Here is a 22,245-nt window from a genome sequence, read left to right as displayed (position 1 = left end):
CAAAAGCATCGTCCCGATAGACCAAAGACCGACGATGCATTAACATTCAAATTGGACCACTCGATGGGGGCACATCACCTAGGGGCAAAGGTTTGTCTCTGCTCTTGGTCTCGGCACCCGAAACCGACATTCGCTGCATCACAGAATATTGGCATCCTGGGCTCACAGCGGACTTGCGGCGGTGCAGCGTGTGGTTTTCACCCTGAACACTCTGTCGCCGGTCTGATCGACAGACCTAGTTGACTGCTGTCAGCCCTTTATGGACATTCGTTCTGCACCTGCATCGGATGAGCCCGCCAGCAGGCCGGGCGGATTGCGGACCTTCGCTGCAGGTGCGCGAGCATTGGCACAGACTCACCGAAGCGGACTTTGACAGGAGATTCACATGGCAGCTGATTTGGCTCCTATTGGCCGATAGTATGCAGGATAAAGTCAAAAACGGGCCTGGCGGGCTCAAACGCCACAGACGGTAGAGCGGGAACTATTTCCTTAGCAAAGGTTGCCTTGTCACCCTTGAAGCGCTGACAATCGCCGGGGCGCGTCGGGTCGATTTCAAAATGTGCGCCTACTCCAGGCGCGTCACGAAAAAGCAGCTCCATAGGAAAACTTGACTTGCTTTTATAATGCTCCCCGGTGGCTGCGTTCACAACTTGTCCGTAGCAGCTATGCTCCTCGGAAACTGGCAACATCAGGTTGTAGCCGTCCACTCCATTCCGTTTTTTGGTCAAACAACGCGAAACATTGTTTTGAACTACTTGACTGTGGTTCATGTTCCATTCGTTGTAAGCTTCATCCCAATCATACAACGCAAAAATTGTGCGCCCCTGATTGTCTTGGTAGAATTCGTTGCTTCGCATCAAACGGCCAAGTGTTGTGCAAGAAAATGCGCTCAATATCTCAAAGGGCCGGTTCACCTCAGCTCCATACAACTTGCGCCAAGCCGTTTCGAAGATGATTTCGTCCGTTACTCCCTCAACCATGAGTACTGGCCCATTGGTGTTCTTGAGATTGTGGTAAATGTTGAGGCGCGCCTCACGCTCACTAAACGTAATTAGCCCAGCCGAGAGTGACTGAACTACTGCCGCTTTATCACGCTGCACCGCCGAAACGTTGCCATCCGCAATCTCAAAAAGGCGTATCTGCGGTTCATTGGCCTCGACGATCGTCGAAGCACTGTGACTGCTGAGTAGAACGTGATTGGTCTGCGCGGCTTCGGTGGCCGCAATGTCTTCTACCTGCTTGAGAAAGCTAAACTGCCACTCCGGGTGCAGAAAGGAGTCTGGTTCATCGAGGAGAGTGATGCAGTTACGGTCCTTGAAAAATTCGGTGATGGCAAAAATGTAAATGGATTGAAACTGGCCGTCGCTAAAATCTCCGACAAGGATCGGCCTTCCATCACCCAAGCCGATCGGAATAGACAAGCTCTCGAACATGCCAAGTGTTTTCAGGTTGTCAAATTGGCGAAAAAGATCGGACGATGATGCGTCGGCAAACTCTTCGCGGAAGAGCTCAAGATTAATGCGGATAGTATATCGATCCAGCCCACGGTCATAAATCGAGTCTCGTGTGAACTCGCCCCTAACACAGTTGAGCAACCGTTCAACGAATACGAGCGATTGGCCCTTCGCCCCCCATAGGAACGAAGCCACATCGCCGACTTCGACATCGCTGTGCTTAAACCTGGGCGGCGAAAGCCGAAGTGTGACGGTTTCAGACGTGACCTCGATCCCCAGCTTCTGGCAGATGTAGCGACGGGCCGCACAATCGTCAGGCTGCATTAGCAGGATCGAAAGCAGCATCTCCTTGTACTCCGCGCCGATGCTGATGAACTCCCGCGCCTCCTCGCCGGTCCATTTGCGGTTCCGGCGGGCGTAGGCCCGGGCGTACTGATCTACGGTAGACGTGATTTTGTCGCTGTGACCGGAATAGTAGATGATCACGTTGTCGGGTGTCAGCGCGTCGGCGATTTTCGAACGGTTCGCTCCGTTGACCTGCAACTGGCCACCCTCACGACAAACGCGCACGTCATCGCCATCGATCTCGTAGAGGATATCAAAGTCGAAACCGATCTCGCTGCGCCGCTTCGTCGAGGCGAAGACGAAGTTGAAGATTTCCACCAGCGCCTCGAAGAAATTGGACTTACCCGTTCCATTCTTGCCGACAAAGATGTCCAGGAAACTGTCGCCATCGAAGGTGAGCGTGAAGTCACGAAGGTTCTTATACTCGCTGATCCAGACAGATTTTAGGCGCATAGATTTCCCTTATGTCTTCACGAAAGTCAGTTGGGCGTCGAGGATAAAATAGGCGAGGATCGCGGCTTGGGCTTCGAGCGGTTGGTCGCGGATCATCTGCAGAACCGGATCGCGAGGCCTTCGTTTCTTCTTCAAGAACTCAACCGTCTTCTCAAGCAGTTGCCGATTCTCAATCGCACTTTGCGCGCGCTGCCCAACGACAGGAAGCCAGCTATCAAAGCTCTGAAACTTTCGTTCAAACGGGTGCGGTTCTTTGGAATACACGTAGCCAAAACTATCATTCGGCTTGAAGCTGACGTGATGATCCTTCGTGTCGTCCGGCAAAATGATCTCATTGGGCGCGAACATGGCCGAGGCCTGGGACACGACCGTTCCGGCGCTGTAGGCGTCTGAGAATTCCTTGGGGGTGTGTATCTGGCTGGTCACATAGAACACGGCGTTGCCAAGCGCCTCAAGCGCTTGCAGCGCCTTGTGTTGGCGGTACTTGCCATTCTTGTGCAGATTCATGCGATAGACCTTAGGGTCCGCGTAAAGCCCATCCTTTATCTCCCGTGCGCTTTTGCGCTCCAGGACATAGGAGCGCTTCAGCTGGAGGAAGACGGGTGTTGATCCGTCAAGGGTGACCTCGACATCATAGCCCTTCGTCGCCTCGGCTCCCTGACTGATGAAGTCAGGGGCCTTTGGGAACTTTCCACCGGGCGCGTAGTTTTGCTCCAACTCCCGCAAGAAAGCGAAACCGAAGGTCAATTCGGTGAAATCAGGCCAAGACATCTACATCAACCTCGCGGCGCTGAGCGATCAGGGCAGAAGTAACTTTGCGAAGGATCTTGTATTCGCTAATCCAGATTTGTTTTAAACTCATGATTTCTCAATGAATTTTGGAGGTAAGGGTGTCGGCCAGTTTCACGCTGGCACCTTTTGAATCTCGAATTCGCTGGCGCAGCATCTTGCAAATTTTCAACAAATCGGAGACTCGATCGCAAATCCGGTTTAGCTCCGCCTTTGGTGGCAAGGGCACAAGAACCTCGCCAAGTATTTCTAGATTGATGTTCTTTTGCGCCGTGGAAGGAGCGTAGTGCTCCAGATCGTTCTTGGCGGTGCGAATGAAATAATCGAAGTAGGTGACGTCTACGTCATCTTCAAACGGGATGTAGCCAACCACGCTGTCTGGAAAACAAGCGTCTATTGAGAGGATGCCAGTATCGGCGATATTCGCGGCGATTGTGATGCAGAGTGTCCCACTCGGCCAAAGTCGGCTCTGCTGGAGGCCAAAGTCGTTATAAAAGCTTTCAGACTCGACAATGAACGGATTTGCGCGGGCAACGTCACCCGTTTGAACAAGAGGGTATTCGCCACCGTCGAACAGACGCCGATCATTCCGAGGCCGATGTTTTGATTTTCCCCTGGCAAGCTCGCCGACCTCGGGCAATCTGGCCCATGCCCAAGACTCGGGTAAAGGATAAGGCTTCGGCAATCCGTCCACATCCTTTGTGGCCTTTGGCTTTCGGATTGTCTTTGCTTTGACGAGTTTGTCTCTGGTGCGGACAGCACGCTCTAACCATGTCGCCGCTGGTTCGTCACTCGGGTCTTGGGAAACCAGCAAACCTCTTATGGCCAGCTCAAGTACGGTCGTTTCAAGTCTTGCCACACTCTCTTCAGTTGTGAAGAGGGTGTCGAAATGGGCTTCGATGCGGGTCCAGTTTCTGGTGAGCTCTTCGGGGGATTGGCTGTTGGTGAGGGTGGCGAGGCAGGTTTCGACGAGGGTTTGGTGCGCCTTGAGGCTGCCCTCGGCCTGCCGCTCCAGCGCATCACACAGCGCCATCAGCTCATCCACCTTGGCCACGATGCGGTGTTGTTCGGCGGTTGGGGGAAGCGGCACCAACCCGGAGAAGAACTGTTTGTCGTTGATGGCCGGATACGCGATACCAGTTTGGCACCCTTCAACATAGGAGATGAAGGTTGGTGAGCGAAAATAGCGATATAGGTAAGAGGCCGAAACTCCGTCGAATGGATGCAGGATAGCGAAGGCGGTGCTCGCAATCGGCTCAGGTTCAAAGGTCTCCGTGATGACCGCAATATTCAGCAAATATGGGCGAACCGTGGAATAGACTACGGTCCCATTCCGAACCAACTTGCGCGCCCGTGATGGCGCGTTGCTCGCCTCAAGAACCGTTGGCTCAGAAACCAGGCCCAACTCTTTGTTGATGGAACCGACATCGATGTATGTGAACTGGCTTTCCGGAACCTTCTGCCCCCAGTCGTGGCCAAGCTGAGATACGCGACACCATGTCCAGCCGCGCGGAAGTTCAAAAGGAAGTTCTGATGCGGCGATCTTGGCAACTGGTTTGGGTTTCTTGATGATGCCCTTGGCAAACATTTGGGCCTGTTGAAGATGCAGTTGGTCAAGCAATCCATCCGCAGGAACATCGGTATCATCGTGCGGAACCAACTTGCCCCGCACTGCCAGCTCCAGGATTAATTCCCGCAGCTTCTTGATCCCATGAAGGCTGACACTGCCTCCATTGCCTCGTCCTGCACTGGATTTCTTTTCGGTCGCCGCCGTCCAGATATCCAGATGGTCGGTGATCAACTGGTTCACATCTGTCACGGGCCGCCCCCATTTAGCGCATCCGACAAGATGGACTTCAACTGATCACGCAGCTTTTGAATGTCGTCTTGCGCGATCCGGTAGTCCTCCAACAGATCGTCAGGGTCCAGGTTCTTCTTCGCAGCCTCAAACGGGTTCTTGTCGTCGAGATTGAAACCGCGTTGTTCGAAGTATTCCACGCTGCGTTTCCACGCCTGATTGGTCTCCTTGCGCGCCTTGAAGCCATCGGCCTCATCCCCCCACCAGTCGATCTCGGGCTGGAACTCCGCGAACTGCATGGGCTTGGATTTGTTGTAGTTTTTCACACCTTCTGGATAGGGGTGTTCGTAGAACCAGACATCCGTCGTCGGCTCTCCTTTGGTGAAGAACAGGATGTTGGTCTTGATGCCCGTGTAGGGGTTGAAGACGCCATTGGGCAGGCGGACGATGGTGTGCAGGTTGCACTCGGTCAAAAGTGACTCTTTCAGCCGTGTCTTCGTGCCTTCGCCAAACAGAAAGCCATCAGGTAGGACGACCGCAGCGCGGCCGTGTTTCTTGAGCAGCTTGATGATGACCGCGATGAAAAGGTCGGCGGTTTCACGGGTGCGCAGGCCTGCCGGGAAGTTTTGCTCGATCCCGTCTTCCTCGATCCCGCCAAAGGGCGGGTTGGTGATGATGCAGTGCACACGATCCTTGTCGCCATAGTCGCGGTAGGGTTTGGCCAACGTGTTATCGAGGCGGATGTTCGAGGGGCTGTCGATCCCATGCAGGATCATGTTGGTCATGCAAAGCATGTAAGGCAGCGGCTTCTTCTCTACGCCTTTGATGGTTTTGGCGAGCTGCTGGCGGTCTTTGCTGGTTTTCGCATAGTGCTCTTTCTTGTGGTCGATCGCGCATGTCAGGAAGCCCCCGGTCCCGCAGGCTGGGTCAAAGACGACCTCATCCAGCTTTGGGTCAACGCGGTTCACGATAAAGCGGGTGACGGCGCGAGGCGTATAGAATTCGCCAGCGTTGCCCGCGCTTTGCAGGTCGCGCAGGATTTGCTCATAGATGCCGCCAAAGGTGTGCCAGTCTTCGCGGTTATTGAAATCGACTTCGTTGATCTTGTTAATGACTTGCCGCAGCAACGTGCCGGATTTCATGTAGTTGTAGGCGTTCTCGAAGACGCGCTGGATAATGAGCGCCTGCTCTCGTTGCGGGCCTTGCGTCTTCACAGGAGCCTTTAGCTTTGGGAAGAGCGTATCTTGCACAAAGTCAAACAGACCTTCGCCGGTCAGGCCTTCACGCTCGCCCGCCCAATTGCGCCACCTTAGGTGGTCGGGAAGTGCCGACACGAAGTCATCATCGATGAGTTCAAGTTCCTGTTCGCGGTCATCGAGAATCTTCAGGAAGAACATCCACACCATCTGGCCGATGCGCTGCGCATCACCATCGACACCCACGTCTTTGCGCATGATGTCCTGAATTGCCTTAATGATGCTGGTAAGATCACCCATTTATCCGTCCGCCTGTCTGTATATCTGTTGCTCAAGCTCTCTAACGGCTTGTTCGTATTGTTCTTTGCCGCCGAACACATCGCGGATGATCTCGACCGGTGTTCCAATTTCATCGAAGGGGTCAAGACGCAAGATGCGGGCGTCTTCGATCGTGCGCACCCCTTCGTCCGCATACTTGTCCAGAAGCGCCGACAAGACCTTGCGGGCCTCGTCTCCGTATTTTGTGAAGTAGTTGCGCTTCTTGACGTTGTTGGCCCGCTCCGCGCGCGTGAGGGGCGGCTGATCGTATGCGATGTGGCAGAGCAGGTCGAAATCGCCGAAATCCTTGCCGACCTCTTCGGCCAAGTTCTCCAACAAGATGCCATGCTCCTCCAGCTCTTGGATGATCGCGGCCTTCTTGTCTGCGTCGTTCCACTTGCGGATGAAGTCGTCCAACGACGAAAACTCGGTCAAAATCTGTTTCCGCGCGAATTCCCTGTAAGATTCCGTGATCAAAGCACCGTCGGGACCGATGAAGCTGACGCGTTCCGCAATGATCTCCACTTCAACGCCGCTGACGACTAGCTTGGTTATTCCAGTACTATCTGGCAGTTCCAAATGATCGTCCTCCGGATCAATTGGGGGATCAGGTGGTTCGGGCGGATCATCATTGCCTGGCTCGTAGATAACGACCGCTTCCCCGTCAAAGTCTGGGTCGTTAAATAGCTCTGTGGCCTTTTTGAAGTCCATGATGGTGAAGTACCACTTGCCATGCTCCTCATCGACGCGGGTTCCCCGCCCAATGATTTGCTTGAAGGTGGTCATGGATGTGATCGTTTTATCGAGGACTATCAGCTTGCAGGTCTTCGCATCTACGCCAGTGGTAAGCATTTCCGATGTTGTCGCAATGACGGGAAACTTGCTTTCCGGGTCGATGAAATTGTCCAGATCGGCTTTGCCATCCTCCTTAGTATCGCCGGTGATACGTCGGACATACTGAGGATTATCGATCGCGATCTGGCCGGCAGCGTTTACGATTGCCTTGCGCATCCGCTCGGCGTGGTCAATGTCTTCGCAAAAGATGATGGTCTTGCTGAAAGGGTCAGTAGCGTTGAGAAGCTGCATAACCCTCGCGGCGACCAGCTTGGTGCGTTGGTTAAGCACCAGAAGTCGATCCATGTCTTTCTGGTTGTACTGTCGGTCTTCAAGCGGGTTGCCGAGATCATCGATGGTGCCGGGTGGCGGGGTCCAACCCTCGACATCCTTGTCGATATCGATTTTCACTACTTTGTAAGGCGCTAGAAATCCGTCTTCGATCCCTTGTTTCAGGCTGTATGTGTAGGCTGGTTCGCCAAAATAGGTGCTACTCGAAACGTCCTTGGTTTCCTTTGGCGTCGCCGTCAAACCAATCTGTATGGCACCCTTGAAATACTCGAGGATCTCACGCCACTCCGAGTTTTCGGATGCGCTTCCGCGATGACACTCATCTACGACGATCAAATCAAAGAAGTCTGGGGAAACGGTCTTGAACGTCTTATCACTTTCCTCACGGCCCGTGAGTGACTGATATAGACCCAAGTGTATTTCATAAGACGGATCAATTCTCCGACTTCCAATTTTGGTCATCACTGAACCAAAGGGCTTAAAGTCATTCACAAGAGTCTGATCAACAAGAATGTTACGATCAGCCAAAAACAAAATGCGCTTTGCAGCACCAGCCTTCCAAAGCCGCCAAATGATCTGAAAAGTCGTGTAGGTCTTACCGGTTCCGGTCGCCATGACCAATAGCACTCGATTCTTGCCCTTGGCGACAGCTTCAATTGTGCGGTTGATCGCTTCGGCCTGATAATACCTCGGCTCTTTGCCCGACCCGTCATCATGGTAAGGCTCCATGAGCAAGGTTTGTTCACCATCTTCAATGCCACGAAACGATTTGTAACGTGCCCAAAGGGTTTGGGGGTCTGGAAACGCAGTCAAAGAAAGAGATGTTTCAATGTCTTCGCCGGAGCTTGGGTGCTTGTTGTGTTGTTCGAAACCATCGCCATTTGAACTGAAAGCCGTTGGAATCTGCATGATCTCGGCGTAGCCAAGCGCCTGCTGCATCCCGTGTCCTATAGAATGATTGTTGTCTTTGGCCTCCAATACAGCCACGGGAAGAGATGGCTCCCAGGATAGGACGTAATCGGCAAATTTCTTTTTCTTCTTGTTGCGGGAAGACATGTTACCGCGGACGATGATTGGCCCCGGCGTCAAAGTCACTTCTCGCCTTATCTGGGTAAACTGATCCCAGCCAGCGCGCTTCAGTGCTGGGGTAATATAGAGGTCGCAGATATCGGACTCACTGAGCTTCTTCTTCTCTCCAGGGGGCAGCGACATTTGCTTCTAATACTCCAAAATCCCTTTGCTAAGCTATACAGAGCGAAGGTTCTTAGGCTATACAATTATACGCAAAAGCGTATACTGACTAGTGTGATCTTTCTTGCAATGGACGCGCGATGAATAGTCTGATTTCTAGCCCGCAACGCTTGGGTGCTCTGCTCGCCGAAGCTAGAAAGGCTTCCGCCTCAACTCAGGCTGAAATTGCGGAACGTGCTGACCTTCGGCAGGCAACGGTTTCAAAAGTAGAAAATGGTGATCAAGGTGTACGATTAGAAACAGTACTATCTTTGCTAGAAGCAAACGAACTTGAGCTCGTAGTTCGAAAGAAGTCAAATCTATCAAGAGCCTAACCCATTAGAATGATCGACTTGACTACCCAAGCTTTGTCTTACTGATCAACGTTTTGGCTGAATAATGATGCGCGATGCACGAATGTCTGCTTCGACGGGCCGCGCTGCAGCATCTGACGCCCCAAGCGGAAGGCGGCTTTGGGCCGTCCTTGATCATAGTGCAGGCGACGCGCCGCGACTTTGCAAAGGTCGCTATCTGCGCTTCGCTGACATTCATGCGAGGCGCAGCATCTTTCCAATCTGTCGAGACAGTCTGAAGGTCCGCTCCTGGGAAACCTTTCGGTTTCCTTCGCGCCTGCAGCATTGGCACCGATCCGCGTCGCGTGAATGTCTTGTAATGGGCTGGCTACGGTCATCGATGCGGGTATCAGCACTAGCGGTTGGGTCCCAAACCTGTGAACTCAGTTTTCAAAATTGAATTACCGCAACACGGAGGCGGGGCTGATGGCCCCGCCGCTTCTGTTTTGTGGGCCAGCGGGATTTGGACAAGCCACACGCCCCTGGCCGTCAGGGAGAGGGCGCTGCCCTCCCCCTCGGGCAATCCGATTAGACCGGGCCGTGTCCTCGGCTGCGCCTGCGGGCCGCACCAACCCGGTCGAATAGCATTGCCTCGCCCCCTCCCGCGTTCGCCACGTGGCAGATTGGCAGGAACAGGCGGCTTCGCCGACTGAACCTGCAAATCAGCCCTGATTTTCCAAAAGGAAGGTCAGATCAACGAAACAAGCCACACGGCAAAAACAGTGGATTGGGTCAGTTTATGACGCCTAGGTCAATTTCGTCTGACGTTCAACAAAGGGGTGTGGGACGTCGAACACCTTTGGCTCAATCAACGGCCAAAACCTGAGGGAACGATAGGGCTGCCTCTTTCAATTCTGACCCAAACGTCAAGCATTTCTGACCCAGAAGACTGCGTATATCGATAAGCTCGCTTACCTGCGCCAGAAACTAGCGGCCCAGAGCCGCCTTCTACCCACCACGACGCTTCCGCGCCGCAGCTACACCAGACCGGCCATTCGTCCATGGCGCAGCATTTTCGGAGGACGAAGGTCGGCAAAGCGGACATTCCCGACCTTTGCATGAGCTTCGAGAAGGTCCGCTTCCCAGCTACTATATCGGTAAACGGCGCACCGCTTTCGAGTAAATCCTCGGTGTCGTAGCACAAAGTTCATCTTGAATTGGGTAGGCAAGATCTAGCGAACCTAAACCTGCCTACATCTAATAGTTTAAGAGGCTTTCGGCGCTTTATATTTTTCAGGATCGTAATAAATCTGGAATATTTCCATAGCGGGCTCGGGAAGCTCATGATCTGCAAGTTCATCACAACGGCGGTCCAATTCGCAACGCCGATCACCTTTCATATCATCTTCCACGAGGTAACCCAGATTCCTCCAGACCTCATAAATAATGAAATGCTGTGGATTGTTGAGAGATTGGTGGACATTCGCATGCAAATTGTTTGAATCCTTCCCAACTTGATCAATGTATTCCATAAATAACTTTCGAGCGTCATCTTCACGTCCAGAAGCGACGTGGGTGCTCTTCATCAAACTAAAGGCATTTTGCCTGACATTATGAGGGTGTGTACCGGTGCTATGAAGTATTTCGGTAAATTCAGCGCTTAAAGGTTTTGCCATGATAGGCTGCAGCCATCTCATGAAGCCATTTCGGTAGGTTCTCGCAAACTGAACCTCAAAGAATTCCTCGTAATCTGTCCACTCTTCGTACAAAAGGTGATTTGTGGAATCCACGAGAGATGTGCAAGCCGACAATACGGTGCATGTTTTTTCTTCAATCGCGATGTCGACAATATTCGTATATATATCCTTAACTTTCTCTTGCGCGCCATCTTTTACGACAACATGAGCGAATACACCCATGTTCTTGCCCTTCATCTCTGGAAGAGGTTTATACGAAATCCAATGATCTGGACGTGGGACTGCTTTCATGATCAATTTCTCCATTGATGTTCATCAGTTGGTAGGTGTTTTTTCGGCAAACCTAGAGGCGCAGCTTCCTTCAAAGTGGGCTCTCTGAGGATCTCAGCCGCAAGAGACATGAGCGGCAGCAAGGCGGAAATGCGGATAGTACCGCTACGCAACTCAATGGCTGCTTAGGGTAGATAGTCCATTTTTTAGCACCGCAAGCCTGTCGATGATTGCACTGCGCTTTTCGTCAAGTTCCGCTCTGAGCCGGTCGATATGTTCAAGTTTTTCGGTCAACTTCTCGATGCCGCCCTCGCATGGGCCAGCACCTTCATCTGAAAGGCACTCGCTCATGGCGCGGATTTCACGGGTTGAGAATCCGGTTGCGATAAAGTCACGGATGCGGCCAGCTCTTCGCAGATCAGCGTCGCTATAGCTTCGATAGCCATTTAGCGTGCGACTGACTTCCAAAAGCCCCTCTTGCTCATAGTGACGCAACATCCGTTGCGTTATCCCGAGCCGGCCCGCAGCTTCCTTTGCTTGCATACCAAATTCTCCATCAACATTGTCGTATATGTAAAAGCCGTAGGTGCAAATCAATGTGGGCCGGGCGCAGCCGCCTGCAACCCGGCCTGTGGATCAGGATCGCAAGGACCACCCCCCATCAACAGTCAGAACTTGGCCCGTCAGCCATTCGTTTTTGGAGCTTCCTAACCGCAAAATCCAAGGCACAATATCAGATGTCACTCCTCGGCGGCCCAATGGGACCTGTGCTGTTTCCTGTGCTTCGACTTCTTGGGCCATCTGCTCAGGCAAACCCATGAAACCGGTCAAAGCACCGGTTTTTACCGGGCCGGGTGCAATAGCATTCACGCGAATACCATCCTTTGCCAATTCTACGGCCCAAGATTTGGTCAGATGCTCTAGGGCGGCTTTTGTCGCCCCATAGTGTGCCAACATGGGCGCGGCACCACGGGAAACCGCTGTGCCGATGTTTACGATTGCCCCCTTGCTCTCCTGCAACGCGGTGTAAGCCGCCTTCACAAGTTGCGATGGAGCAAGGATATTGACCGCCGAAATCTTTGCAATAACCTCTGCATCGTACTCTCCTACAGGCAATAGCTGGCCTGCGCCGGAATTGTTTACAATCAGGTCAATACGCCCCCAACGAGACATCGCAGCTTCAACGATTTGCTGTCCACTGCTTACATCGGCGCTGTCGATCTGTAGTGCTTCGATTTGGTCGTTCGATGCGGCGACTTCCGCTAGCTTATCTGCGTTGCGTCCCGTAATAAGTACATTTGCACCGCTCGCGACAAGTTCGCGTGTTGTCGCCAACCCGATTCCAGAGCTACCCCCGGTAACGATTGCGACCTTCCCTTGCCATGTATCGCTATTGGTCATGATGATGTTTCTCCAATCTTTCATCGTTGATCAGAGACGTGTCTAGAGCATTGACACTAACGTCAGGGTCAAGAACTTGTTTACCCTAAATCGAAGATTTTGAAGAAACCGGCCATTGGTTCAAAGCGCAGCATCAGGAACTATGGGCTCCATGCTGACCTTCGTCGCGACAGCGCGCAAGAGGGGAACTTTGTCGAAGGCCGAGGTCGGCAGAGCGGGACAGAGCTGGCTTTCGCTGCGGTCGCTCGATGGGCTACTATCGGAATTTTCCAACTATATTGAAACCTCCTCGACGGCTTCTCGAACTGTCTGGAAAACACCCTTCAGTTCATCTTTTGGAACGCCACCGAAGGCGAGACGCAAAGCCTGAGGGACTGCAATAGTCGTTGCAAATGGCTCTGCTCCTGACGCCAAAACGCCCTGCTCCTTCAGGCGTGTGACAATGGGTTCGGATCGAACACCCTTGTCGAGAGGCAACCAAGCGAAGCCTGCGTAGCGATGCGAAAGAACGGACGATCCACCAAGAACGGTTCGGCAAAGCCGCTGGCGTTCTGCGCCGTCCCGCCGCCGGGTCTCTTCGGAACCGGCAAGCGTGCCGTCCTCCACCCAGCCCGTGACCAGACCGGAGATCAGCGCCGGGGCGTTCCAGGTTGTCGCTCTGATCGCTTCAAGCAATCTGTCTGTGTGGGTCGCGGGCGCGATCAAGTAGCCCAGGCGCAAGCCTGTCGCGAGGCTCTTGGAAAAGCCCCCAACATAGACCGTTCGCTCCGGCGCGAGAGCGATGAGGCTTGGCGGCGGATCTGGCTCCAGAAACGTGTAGGCCGCGTCTTCGATGAGTAACAGGTCATGCGTGCGCGCGATTTCGATCAGACGCAGGCGAGTCGCCTCATTCATGACCGCACCCAATGGATTGTGGACAGTCGGCATCAGATAGACCGCCCGCAACTTGCGCGCGCGACACTGTCGTTCCAGATCGTCGGGGTCCATCACGCCGCCCCGTCCCTCAACCGGAACAATTTCGAGGCCCTGCAACGCCGCAACGGATTTGAAGCCGGGATAAGTCAGGGGGTCGGTTGCGATCCTCTCGCCGCGTTGAAAGAGGCCGAGGGCGATGGTCGCCAACCCATGCTGGCCGCCTGACGTGACCAGAAGGCATTCGGGGTCGATAGGACCAAGGGTCGAGGCAAGGCTTTCCGCAATGATCCGTCGTTCGTGCGTTCGCCCGCCGTGAGGCTGGTAACGCAGCATCGCCTCAAGGTCGCCCGCCGCCGCAAGCCGCCGCAGGCCGGCCCGCAACATATCCGCATCGGCGGCGTCCCCCGGCATGTTGAAAATCAGGTCAATGAGGCCATCGCTGGCGGTCTGTCGGACCCCCAGCGTGGGGGGTAATCCGAGATCGCGCACAAAGGTGCCACGCCCGGCTTCGCCGACGATCAAGCCCATGCGCTCCAGCTCGCCGTAGGCACGAGTCGCCGTGGCAAGGGCTACGTTAAACTGTTCCGCAAACGCGCGGTGCGTTGGCAGCTTTGTGCCCGGAGTCAGCTTGCCCTCCTGAATCGCCGTCGAGAGCATGTCGGCAAGGCGTATGTATCGGGCTTTTCCCATGTTCTCACTGTATCTAGTACAATAGAAAAATTGTCCTGCAGACTACCTCGTGACATTCCGAACTCAAGTCAATCTTAAAGGTTCGCGCCCCATGTCCAAACTGATCCCGGTTTCACTGCTCGCCCTTGGTCTGTTCACGGTGACGTTCGCCGTAAACGTTCAGGCTCCGCTCTACGATGCCTATGCGGTCGAAAGTGAGGTCGGGGCAACGGCGGTGACGGTCGCGTTCGCGGCCTATGTTGGGGGGCTCATGCCGACGCTGTTGCTGCTCGGCGGGCTTTCGGACCGGATCGGACGACGTGTTCCGATTGCACTGGCGTTGATCCTCGGCGCCGTTGCGACGGCGCTTCTCGTACAGGTGCCAAGCTGGACAAGTCTTGTCGTCGCGCGCTCCCTGCTAGGGATCGGAACCGGTCTGGCGACGACCGCCGGGACGGCTTACATGACGGAAATTCTTGGCTCGGATCGCGCTAAGAATGCCGCCCTTATCGTTACCTCTGCCACATCGCTCGGCTTTGGCAGCGGCGCTCTGGCGACCGGTATCAGTCTCGGGGTGCAGGGGCCGACACTCTTGCCTGCAAGCTACATCGCCCTGTTCGTGGCGGCTCCGCTCATTGCGGTGATTACCCTCGGACTGCCCCGAATGGACAAGCCCCGGAGTGCGTCCGTTTTGCGCCTGCCGGTCTTCCCTTCCGGGACATGGATGTTCGGGGCCGCAATGGCGCTGGCCTGGTCCACGACCGGCATGACCATCGCGGTCGTACCGCTGGAGCTCGCCGCGAGCGACCTCGGTGGATGGACCGGACTCGTCATCTTCTTGGCAATCTTCGTGGGGTTTCTCTGCCAACCGATTGCCCGACGGATGACCAATGACCGTGCGCTCGCCCTCGGGTTCGTTCTGATCCCGCTCGGCTTCCTCGTCCTTCTGGCTGGTGTGTGGCTGAAGATTCTTGCATTCGTTCTCGTCGGCACCTGCATCACCAGCGCGGCAAGCTACGGCTTCACCTATCTCGCTTCATTGGCGGAAGTTTCGTTGCGTGCGCCGGACGACCGGGCGCGGGCGACGGCGGGTCTGTTGACCTATGCGTATTTCGGGTTCTCACTTCCCGTGATAGCCAGCGGCGCACTGGCCGATATGCTCGGTCTCCGCTCGGCGATGGTGGTATTCGCAGCGGTCCAGATCACAGTCACTGCGATCATAATGCTGTCGTGGAAACGAAGGACCGTTCCGCCCGCCTCAGCCTTCGATGCCGGAAAGTGCCGTGACGGATGCACAGAACGGAAGGCAATTACCTGACTAACGAAGCTGCCATTCGCACGGGACGCAGCATTCGGTAGAATGGGCTCGTTCCGGACGTCGAAGGCGGCGCAGCATTCTGTGATATGCTGGCCTAGTCAACGTCGGGTTGTCGTTTTGGGAGGGCATGGCGGATCGGAGGATCAGTCATGGAAACACCAAACTTACCTGCCATTCGCGCGCTTCGCCCTGCCTGGAACAAGGGCCGCATAGTTGGTCGAAACGCCCGCTCAAACCGAAGCATGTCTGGGCGATCCGAGTGAGGCTTGAGCTCGCGGAGAACCATCGCGATCTGGCGCTATTCAATATGGCAATCGACAGCAAACTCCGAAGCTGCGACCTGGTCAAGATGAAGGTCGTAGACGTGATGGCTTCGAGTCAAATTAAAGAGCGCGCGTCCGTTCTGCAAAGCAAAACCCAAAAACCGGTACGCTTCGAGATTTCGGAAGGTACCCGCGCTTCGGTAGAGAAGTGGATGAAAGACGAGCTGATGGTTGGATCCGAGTATCTTTGGCCCGGCCGCTTCCACGAGCGGTTGCACATCTCAACACGCCAGTATGCGCGGATCGTCCGGGATTGGGTCACATCGATCGGACTGGAGACAAGCGCCTATGGGACTCATTCGATGCGACGGACCAAAGTTACTCAGATATACAAGAAGACGGGCAATCTATGCGCTGCGCAGCTCCTTCTAGGCCACACCAAGATGGACAGTACGGTCAGATACCTCGGCGTCGAACTTGAGGACGCCCTGGCCATAGCCGAAGCCATTGAAATCTAACAACTGCGGGTCGCCTTCACTGGCGGCCCAGAGCTGCCCTTGGGTGGCACCCTAAGATGCTGCGGCAGCAACCCGATTTCCGGACATTCGCTGCAAACCCGAAAATGGATCATTGACCAAACGGTCCTTTGTTGCCCTCCGATCACTAAATTTGATGCTGCGAATGCGGTCTACCAAGCCGACATTCACTGCGCCTGTGGCATTTTGCAACGGACAGCTTTAGGTTACCAAGACGAGCGCTTGCTTTCGAGGCGACGTTATGGAGACTGAACAATAACCTGGGAGAGCATTGAAAGCGATGAAGTCTGTCATTGTGTTGGCCCGCGCATTGGGAGCTTTTACGCCAGCTCTAATTGGTGTCACCATAGGTATTGATGTGCCCCCATCGAGTGGTCCAATTTGAATGTTAATGCATCGTCGGTCTTTGGTCTATCGGGACGATGCTTTTGGGCGCTGGGGGCCGACCATTTGTTGAGGCTCACCACGCGGAATTCCCATTTGGGCGCACCATCGAAGGGTGACGCCGGATAGATGTTTGCAACCTGGGACCTGGCGGTGGAACAGATCAGCGAAAATCTTGCAAAGGGAGAGACATCCATAGATGTAAAACGTGCCATCGCTGATGCCGTGCTTCCGGCAGAGCTCTTTGGCGCCCATCCCGGCTTGGTGCTCCTTCAGGACCCCAATGATCTGCTCTTCGCTGAAACGGCTCTTCCGCATCGTCTGTCTCCTCGTTTGGAGAACAGGCTAACTTCAAACCGCGGACTTTTCAGGGCAGCAGGTCATGTCATATCCTCCCAAGTCACGGCAAGTGTGTCGGCACGGACCGCAAGGTCGTGGATCGTCATAGTATATCCAGTTCGTTTTGATGGCTCTTAGAGTTGATCGCAAAAATCAACAGCAGGGCGGCGGCCACCACTCCTGCGTCTTGCCAAATGGTGCACCCATCGCGCGCCACTCCAGCACCAAACTTGAACATACTGTCATCATGAAAACGACCGTAAGCTGCTGGAGAATATACGGCAAGCCGACTATCACGGCATTCGCACATTGGAGTGCTGCTGAGCTGCGAAGCGGACAATCAAGGAGGAAACCCGAGGTTGACAAGATAGTGTATCACGAAATGACGCAGTGAATCTAAGATCAGGAAAGCGCCTCAGGCCGGTGCCGAAGCGCCGGCCTGACAACTAGAACCGATCACGGAGGTTAGCGTCGGGCCTACTCTCGAGTAGCGTCGGACTTTAGAATATGAAGTCAGACTGCGTGATATCGCCGGTCACAATTAGCATATTGTTATCGCCATATTCAATGACTGTCTGGGCACAGCCGCCAATGATCTCGATATCTGCATGTTGCAACCCGGTCTGAGAAAAATCCAGCTGATCAACGCCACTTTGGAAATCGACGATAACATCGCAACCCGCGTCAGAAGCAAACACGAAATGATCCGCCCCAGCCCCTCCGCTCAGCATGTCATTGCCTGTGCCGCCCTCAATCGTATCGTCACCGCGCCCGCCGTTCAGCCAGTCGCGCCCTGACCCGCCATCCAGAACGTCATTGCCCTGCCCTCCACGCAGGAAATCGCGGCCGTCACCGCCATCCAGAGCGTCATCGCCCTGCCCGCCACGCAGATTATCGCGACCGTCACCGCCACTCAGCATGTCATTGCCAGAACCGCCGATTAGATGGTCCCGCCCAGCCCCACCCTCTAATTGATCATCGCCATCGCGGCCGCGCAACCGGTCGTTGCCATCGCCGCCGCGTAACACATCATTGCCGTGCCCGCCCGATAAGCGATCGTTACCATCAAGGCCCAATAGCTGATTGTCGGCATTTGCCGCATCGCGTGCGTCGTTCATCACATCAAAGCTGTCGCGCCCGTCTTCACCCAACCAAAGGATCGAGCCATCGTCAAAGTTGAATCGCCCGCCATCCAGCGCGTCCAGGCCACCCTCAAACGTCAGCGTCGCCTGACCCAAAGCAAAGTCTGTCTGGGCCTCCCCATCAACGCCGACACCTTCGGTTAGGTCAATCTCAGCGGCGGTGCCGGTGATGTCAAAGCTGTCGGCATGAGGGTCAAAACTGGCCCAGGCGCTATCGTTGAAGATCGTTTCGAAAGCTGACAGCGCCAGGCTTTCTGGCGATGTGTCGGAATGCGTGGCCACAACCGTTACGATCGTGCCGCTTTCTACATGCAGATAGGTTGAGGTATTGGTGCCCAACGTTCCGCCGTCAAAGCCAATGAACTGTTGGCCGTAGATCGTATTTAGGCTTAACCCCAGACCAAAGGAAAAGGCCGATTCAGTCGCAGGGTCCGCTGCAATTTCGGTGAAGTTGGTCATCTCTGCCAATTGCGCCTCTGGCAGCAGGGTCTTTGATACCAACAGGGCATCCATGAACCGGATCATATCTCCAGTTGAGGACACAGCCCCACCTTCAGCGCCAAGATCAATAGGAATGCCTGTGACATCAAGGGTCTCTCCGTCCAGTGGGTTTTGGGCGTAGCTGTGCAGCAAATCCCCCATTACGCCTGCGCTCTTCATCGAGGTACTGGTCATGCCCGCTGGCTCAAAGACGCGGGTCTGCATTTCTTCGGCCAGCGTATTGCCCGACACGGCTTCGATCGCCTGGCCTAACAGCAAGAAGTTGGTGTTGGAGTATTCATATTCCGTACCGGGAGCTGAGGTTGCGGGCTGCCCCTTGGCGATATCCAGCAAACCCTTAGGGCCAAGTGGCGCACTCGGGTCGCTGAGTATCTGCTCGATCAACACGGGCAGGCCGCTATCGCCCACTACCTCATCGTAATCGGGAATACCGCTTGTGTTTGACAGAAGCTGGCGCAGCGTGACTTGGTCGGCATTGGCAATGCCGTCCAATGCAGCTACAGGCAGGTAGTCTGACAGCGAGCTGTCCAGATCCATCTTGCCTTCGGCCACCATTTGCAGCACCACGACAGTGGTCATCATCTTGGTCTGGGACCCAACCTCATAGACCTGACCGGCCTCGGCGGGGGTTTGAGTTTCAAGGTCGGACACGCCATAGCTGTCTTGTACGGAAACACCGTCCCGCCAAACTTCGATCAGGATCGCAGGTGCCGGTTCGGCCGTTGAATAGTCCTGCAAGGCTTGCTGTACGGGTGCCAGTAGCGCGCTGAGGTTAAAGGTTGACATGATTGTCTCCACTGGTAGGCGGGAATGGAACTTCGGTTGATCCACCGAGGTTGGTTCCGTCCGTTTCTAACCGCGCGCGCTGCGCAATGTGCCTTTCCAAGTGTTCAAGGACAGCCGATTTGTCCGCGCCGTCATGGTCGGACAGATCCTGCCGCTCTGGGCTTGAGATTGCACGTGTGCTCATTACACCGTCTAGAGCCAATCAAGCCCGCTCCCAAAGGATCCTCCGGATGACGCTCGCAGAAATACTAAACGCTTTATCCGCACCGCTCTCCTTGGGCATTGCACTGTTTGCGGCGCATGTCTTGCTGCTGCGCCGCGACAATCGGTGCATATATGTACCGTTGGCGTTGTTCTTTATAGCGCAGGGTGTGCTGGAGCTGCACAGACTTCTGTTTTTGGGCGCGTTGATGTGGAAGCTGTCGACGGATCTGTCGGATCTGGCGCCGGCGCTGCACGGCCCGATGCGCTTACTGACGGCGCTGACCTTTCCTGCACTCCTAGCCCTGGCGCCACTGTTCTGGCTCTACGTTGATGCGCTGACGCGCGAGACCCGCGCGCCATGGCGTCATTGGCCCCTGCATTTCGCCCCTGCGCTTTTTGCAGGTGTTGTGGCGCTACCCTATCTGTTGCTGCCCATGGATGTGCTGGACGATGCGCCAATCTCTCCAGAGGCCGCCTTTGCGGGCCTTGCATTGGCCGTGAGCTATGCTTTGCTGGCACTTACCGTGTTTCTCCACCTGCAGATAGCAGGCTATGTTGTGGCGACATTGTACCGGCTTTTCACCTATCGCAGCCGATTGAAGGATCTGTTCGCCAGCACTGACACCATAGAGTTGCGCTGGATCAATGCATTGGCGTTGAGCATGGGACTATATTGGCTGGTGACGACGTTGGGATTGGCAGCCACGCTGCTGGGTAAACAGGTCCCGAACGCCGATACTGCTGGAACGCTAAGTGGGGTTGCCGCGCTATGGTGTACCGCGCTATGGGGGATCCGGCAAAAACCCGGATTTTCGCACGAGGTTTCACCGATTCAGCAAACGGAACCTGATAAAGACCGACTAAAAATGGGCAAATACACCCGCTCGGCCCTAACGAATGAACACGCGCGCCGGATTGCTGAAAAGATAGACCTAGCCATGCAGCGCGACCAATTGTACCGCGACCCAAACCTATCGCTTTGGGATCTGGCCAAGCATATCAGCACCAGCTCAAACTATGTGTCGCAAACCCTCAATGAAACCATAGGCGAGACGTTCTTTGACTATGTGAACAGCTGGCGGATCAAAGACGCGGTGCGCGAGATAGAACAAACCGATCAGACGATCATGACCATTGCCTATGACGTCGGATTCAACTCCCGCTCATCGTTTTATAAGGCGTTCAAGCGCGAGGTCGGCGGTATGCCGACCGCGCTGCCTCGTCCCAAAAATCGCGTAACTAAAGCGCCTCCAGTTTGATCTAAACACTCTTTTTCGCCTCTTCGTCGATGCGTCAGCCTCGATACCCAATCTCCTCCCAAAAGCGATGCGGCGCTCCTTTGAAGCTGCTCCGCAATGCGAGCCTTGGCGCTGCAAGATAGCCGCGCCGCATGCAAACGTCGGGTCTCAATAGACAGGGGAACTATTTCATTGCGGCTCGAATGTCGGGAATCGAGGATCAATTACGTAGCAGCACCGCCAATCACGCGAACGACGACTTTGGGCCGAATCCGTTGCTTGAGTTGGGCGCGAGCGCCGTTCCTGTCAAGCTTTTTGCTGTTGCCGCGGGGCGGGAAGGATCGTGGCCAGTTGGCGGAGGTTCCGGGCGGTGGCGGCGAGGAGAAATTCGTCGTTCGCCCCGCACCGACCACGTAATCGGAGCCAGTTCAGGCCAAGGATCAGTTTGAGGTGTGCAAGAGCATCTCCATTGGACCTGTCACGCTTTAGTGCCGCCCCAAGTGCTCGTTTAAGCCACCTTGCGTTCGAAAGCGACCGGGCTTTTCCAACCCAATGCTGAGTGTCGGCGGCGCGGATTGTAAAAGCCGTTTATGTATTCGAAGATTGCCATCTCAGCCTTGCGCCGTGTCTCCCAAGGATGCCGCCAGATCAGCTCTGCCTTGATCGTATTGAAGAACGTCTCAACAGCCGCGTTATCGTAGCAATTACCTTTGCCAGACATTGATACCTTGAACACGTGCTGGCGCAGGATTTTCTGATAGTCATGAGAACGGAGTTGTCACGTTAACGCGGAACCACTGCATGACGGCCTCGCTGAACGGTTCAAGCGATGCCGGTCGCCGACCTCCAGGCATCGATGGCTTGCATCCGGTGATAACGTATGGTCAGCGCTTTTCAGCGGCGGGCTGGGACGGAAAAGCTTTGCGGATTACAGAGTGATTAGAGACGAAACGCTGCAGCGCACCGGGAGATCGGTATCCATGCATCGCGCGCTCCCGCTTCCGGAATGGAAGGTGGCTGTTTTCGGCGCGGTTGTTGAGGCCTTTGTGCGACCAGTGATCGAGGCCCGGCGCGACCTCGCGCTTGGCCGCGCCGTATGAGCGCAGCTTGTCGGTGACGATCCGCTTGGGCACCAAACCTGTGCGTTTCATCAGCCTGACCAGAAGCCGTTTCGCGGCGCGCTTGTTCCGTCGTGCCTGGAGGATCTCGTCGAGAACGACGCCATGCTGATCGACGGCGCGCCAGAGCCAGAAGGATTTGCCCGCAATTTTTACCACCACTTCGTCCAAGTGCCAGACATTACCGGGACGGACCTGCCGACGCCGAAGGTTTCGCGCGATCTGCGGCCCGAATTTCGCGATCCAGCGCCGGATGGTTTCATAGGAAACGTCGACGCCGCGCTCCAGCAGCATCTCCTCGACCTCGCGGAGGCTCAGATTGAACCGAACATACAGCCAGACCGCGTGTGCGATGATCTCGGGCGGGAAGCGGTGACGCTTGTAGCTGATGCTGGAAGGTGTCTGCATCAGCGCTGACTATGTCCAAATCAGCGGCGCGGCAATCGGAGCTCGTTAATGTGAC

13 protein-coding genes and 5 pseudogenes are annotated in these 22,245 nt (G+C 55.0%); 4 read left to right on the top strand and 14 right to left on the bottom strand.

Features of this window, described 5'->3' with window-relative positions; genetic code table 11:
* Positions 1-404: 404 nt before the first annotated feature.
* From R0J92_RS19505 to hsdR, 5 genes are all read right to left on the bottom strand, one after another.
* A complete protein-coding gene (locus R0J92_RS19505; protein ID WP_411052819.1) occupies positions 405-2,252 on the bottom strand; it encodes an ATP-dependent nuclease in 1,848 nt (615 codons plus the stop codon).
* Between the two features lie 9 nt (positions 2,253-2,261).
* Entirely contained in the window at positions 2,262-3,023 is a 762-nt protein-coding gene (locus R0J92_RS19500) for a hypothetical protein (protein ID WP_411052818.1), read from the bottom strand.
* A gap of 97 nt (positions 3,024-3,120) precedes the next feature.
* Positions 3,121-4,860: a restriction endonuclease subunit S gene (locus tag R0J92_RS19495; protein WP_411052817.1), complete on the bottom strand. Its 1,740-nt coding sequence runs from the start codon at positions 4,858-4,860 to the stop codon at positions 3,121-3,123.
* Positions 4,857-6,335, bottom strand: coding sequence for an N-6 DNA methylase (locus tag R0J92_RS19490; protein ID WP_411052816.1), 1,479 nt, complete (start codon positions 6,333-6,335; stop codon positions 4,857-4,859). The genes R0J92_RS19495 and R0J92_RS19490 overlap by 4 nt, the downstream gene beginning before the upstream one ends.
* Positions 6,336-8,690 (bottom strand): EcoAI/FtnUII family type I restriction enzme subunit R, encoded by a 2,355-nt coding sequence (gene hsdR / locus R0J92_RS19485; RefSeq protein WP_411052815.1) that lies wholly within the window; start codon positions 8,688-8,690, stop codon positions 6,336-6,338. It lies immediately after the preceding gene.
* A 119-nt stretch (positions 8,691-8,809) separates the two neighbouring features.
* Here hsdR and R0J92_RS19480 point away from each other — a divergent pair, with 119 nt between their 5' ends.
* On the top strand, positions 8,810-9,043 hold the full coding sequence (locus R0J92_RS19480; RefSeq protein WP_091428958.1) for a helix-turn-helix domain-containing protein: 234 nt from the start codon (positions 8,810-8,812) through the stop codon (positions 9,041-9,043).
* Positions 9,044-10,266: 1,223 nt separating this feature from the next.
* Here R0J92_RS19480 and R0J92_RS19475 read toward each other — a convergent pair.
* The 4 genes from R0J92_RS19475 to R0J92_RS19460 all read right to left on the bottom strand — a co-directional run bounded on the left by R0J92_RS19475 (position 10,267) and on the right by R0J92_RS19460 (position 13,974).
* Complete coding sequence (locus R0J92_RS19475) at positions 10,267-11,004, bottom strand: putative quinol monooxygenase (RefSeq protein ID WP_411052814.1); 738 nt, start codon at positions 11,002-11,004, stop codon at positions 10,267-10,269.
* 138 nt (positions 11,005-11,142) lie between these two features.
* Positions 11,143-11,511 carry a MerR family transcriptional regulator gene (locus R0J92_RS19470; RefSeq protein WP_411052813.1) on the bottom strand — a complete coding sequence of 123 codons (369 nt, stop codon included), beginning with the start codon at positions 11,509-11,511 and terminating at the stop codon, positions 11,143-11,145.
* Between the two features lie 93 nt (positions 11,512-11,604).
* The gene (locus tag R0J92_RS19465) at positions 11,605-12,369 is read right to left on the bottom strand and encodes an SDR family NAD(P)-dependent oxidoreductase (protein ID WP_411052812.1); all 765 of its coding nucleotides are present in this window, start codon (positions 12,367-12,369) and stop codon (positions 11,605-11,607) included.
* A 273-nt stretch (positions 12,370-12,642) separates the two neighbouring features.
* Entirely contained in the window at positions 12,643-13,974 is a 1,332-nt protein-coding gene (locus R0J92_RS19460; protein ID WP_411052811.1) for a PLP-dependent aminotransferase family protein, read from the bottom strand.
* A 91-nt stretch (positions 13,975-14,065) separates the two neighbouring features.
* Here R0J92_RS19460 and R0J92_RS19455 point away from each other — a divergent pair, with 91 nt between their 5' ends.
* Both R0J92_RS19455 and R0J92_RS19450 read left to right on the top strand, forming a co-directional pair.
* Positions 14,066-15,271 carry an MFS transporter gene (locus tag R0J92_RS19455; protein ID WP_411052810.1) on the top strand — a complete coding sequence of 402 codons (1,206 nt, stop codon included), beginning with the start codon at positions 14,066-14,068 and terminating at the stop codon, positions 15,269-15,271.
* Between the two features lie 149 nt (positions 15,272-15,420).
* Positions 15,421-16,052 (top strand): annotated as a pseudogene (locus R0J92_RS19450) (tyrosine-type recombinase/integrase).
* A 603-nt stretch (positions 16,053-16,655) separates the two neighbouring features.
* Here the strand turns inward: R0J92_RS19450 and R0J92_RS19445 are convergent.
* A pseudogene (locus R0J92_RS19445) lies at positions 16,656-16,772 on the bottom strand (transposase); the annotation flags it as partial.
* A 521-nt stretch (positions 16,773-17,293) separates the two neighbouring features.
* A complete protein-coding gene (locus R0J92_RS19440; protein ID WP_411052809.1) occupies positions 17,294-19,222 on the bottom strand; it encodes a serine hydrolase in 1,929 nt (642 codons plus the stop codon).
* Between the two features lie 230 nt (positions 19,223-19,452).
* Here R0J92_RS19440 and R0J92_RS19435 point away from each other — a divergent pair, with 230 nt between their 5' ends.
* Positions 19,453-20,685: a helix-turn-helix transcriptional regulator gene (locus tag R0J92_RS19435; protein ID WP_317387145.1), complete on the top strand. Its 1,233-nt coding sequence runs from the start codon at positions 19,453-19,455 to the stop codon at positions 20,683-20,685.
* 285 nt (positions 20,686-20,970) lie between these two features.
* On the opposite strand, the pseudogene R0J92_RS19430 reads toward R0J92_RS19435, so the two are convergent.
* The 3 pseudogenes from R0J92_RS19430 to R0J92_RS19420 form a co-directional block, all read right to left on the bottom strand.
* Positions 20,971-21,123 (bottom strand): annotated as a pseudogene (locus R0J92_RS19430) (IS5/IS1182 family transposase); the annotation flags it as partial.
* A gap of 49 nt (positions 21,124-21,172) precedes the next feature.
* A pseudogene (locus R0J92_RS19425) lies at positions 21,173-21,442 on the bottom strand (integrase core domain-containing protein); the annotation flags it as partial.
* Positions 21,443-21,486: 44 nt separating this feature from the next.
* Positions 21,487-22,190, bottom strand: a pseudogene (locus R0J92_RS19420) (IS6 family transposase).
* Positions 22,191-22,245: the final 55 nt, after the last annotated feature.

Origin of the sequence: Tritonibacter sp. SIMBA_163, from assembly GCF_046535935.1 — a bacterium.
In the GTDB taxonomy this organism is placed as follows: domain Bacteria; phylum Pseudomonadota; class Alphaproteobacteria; order Rhodobacterales; family Rhodobacteraceae; genus Epibacterium; species Epibacterium scottomollicae.
This window is presented reverse-complemented; position numbering and strand designations above follow the sequence as displayed.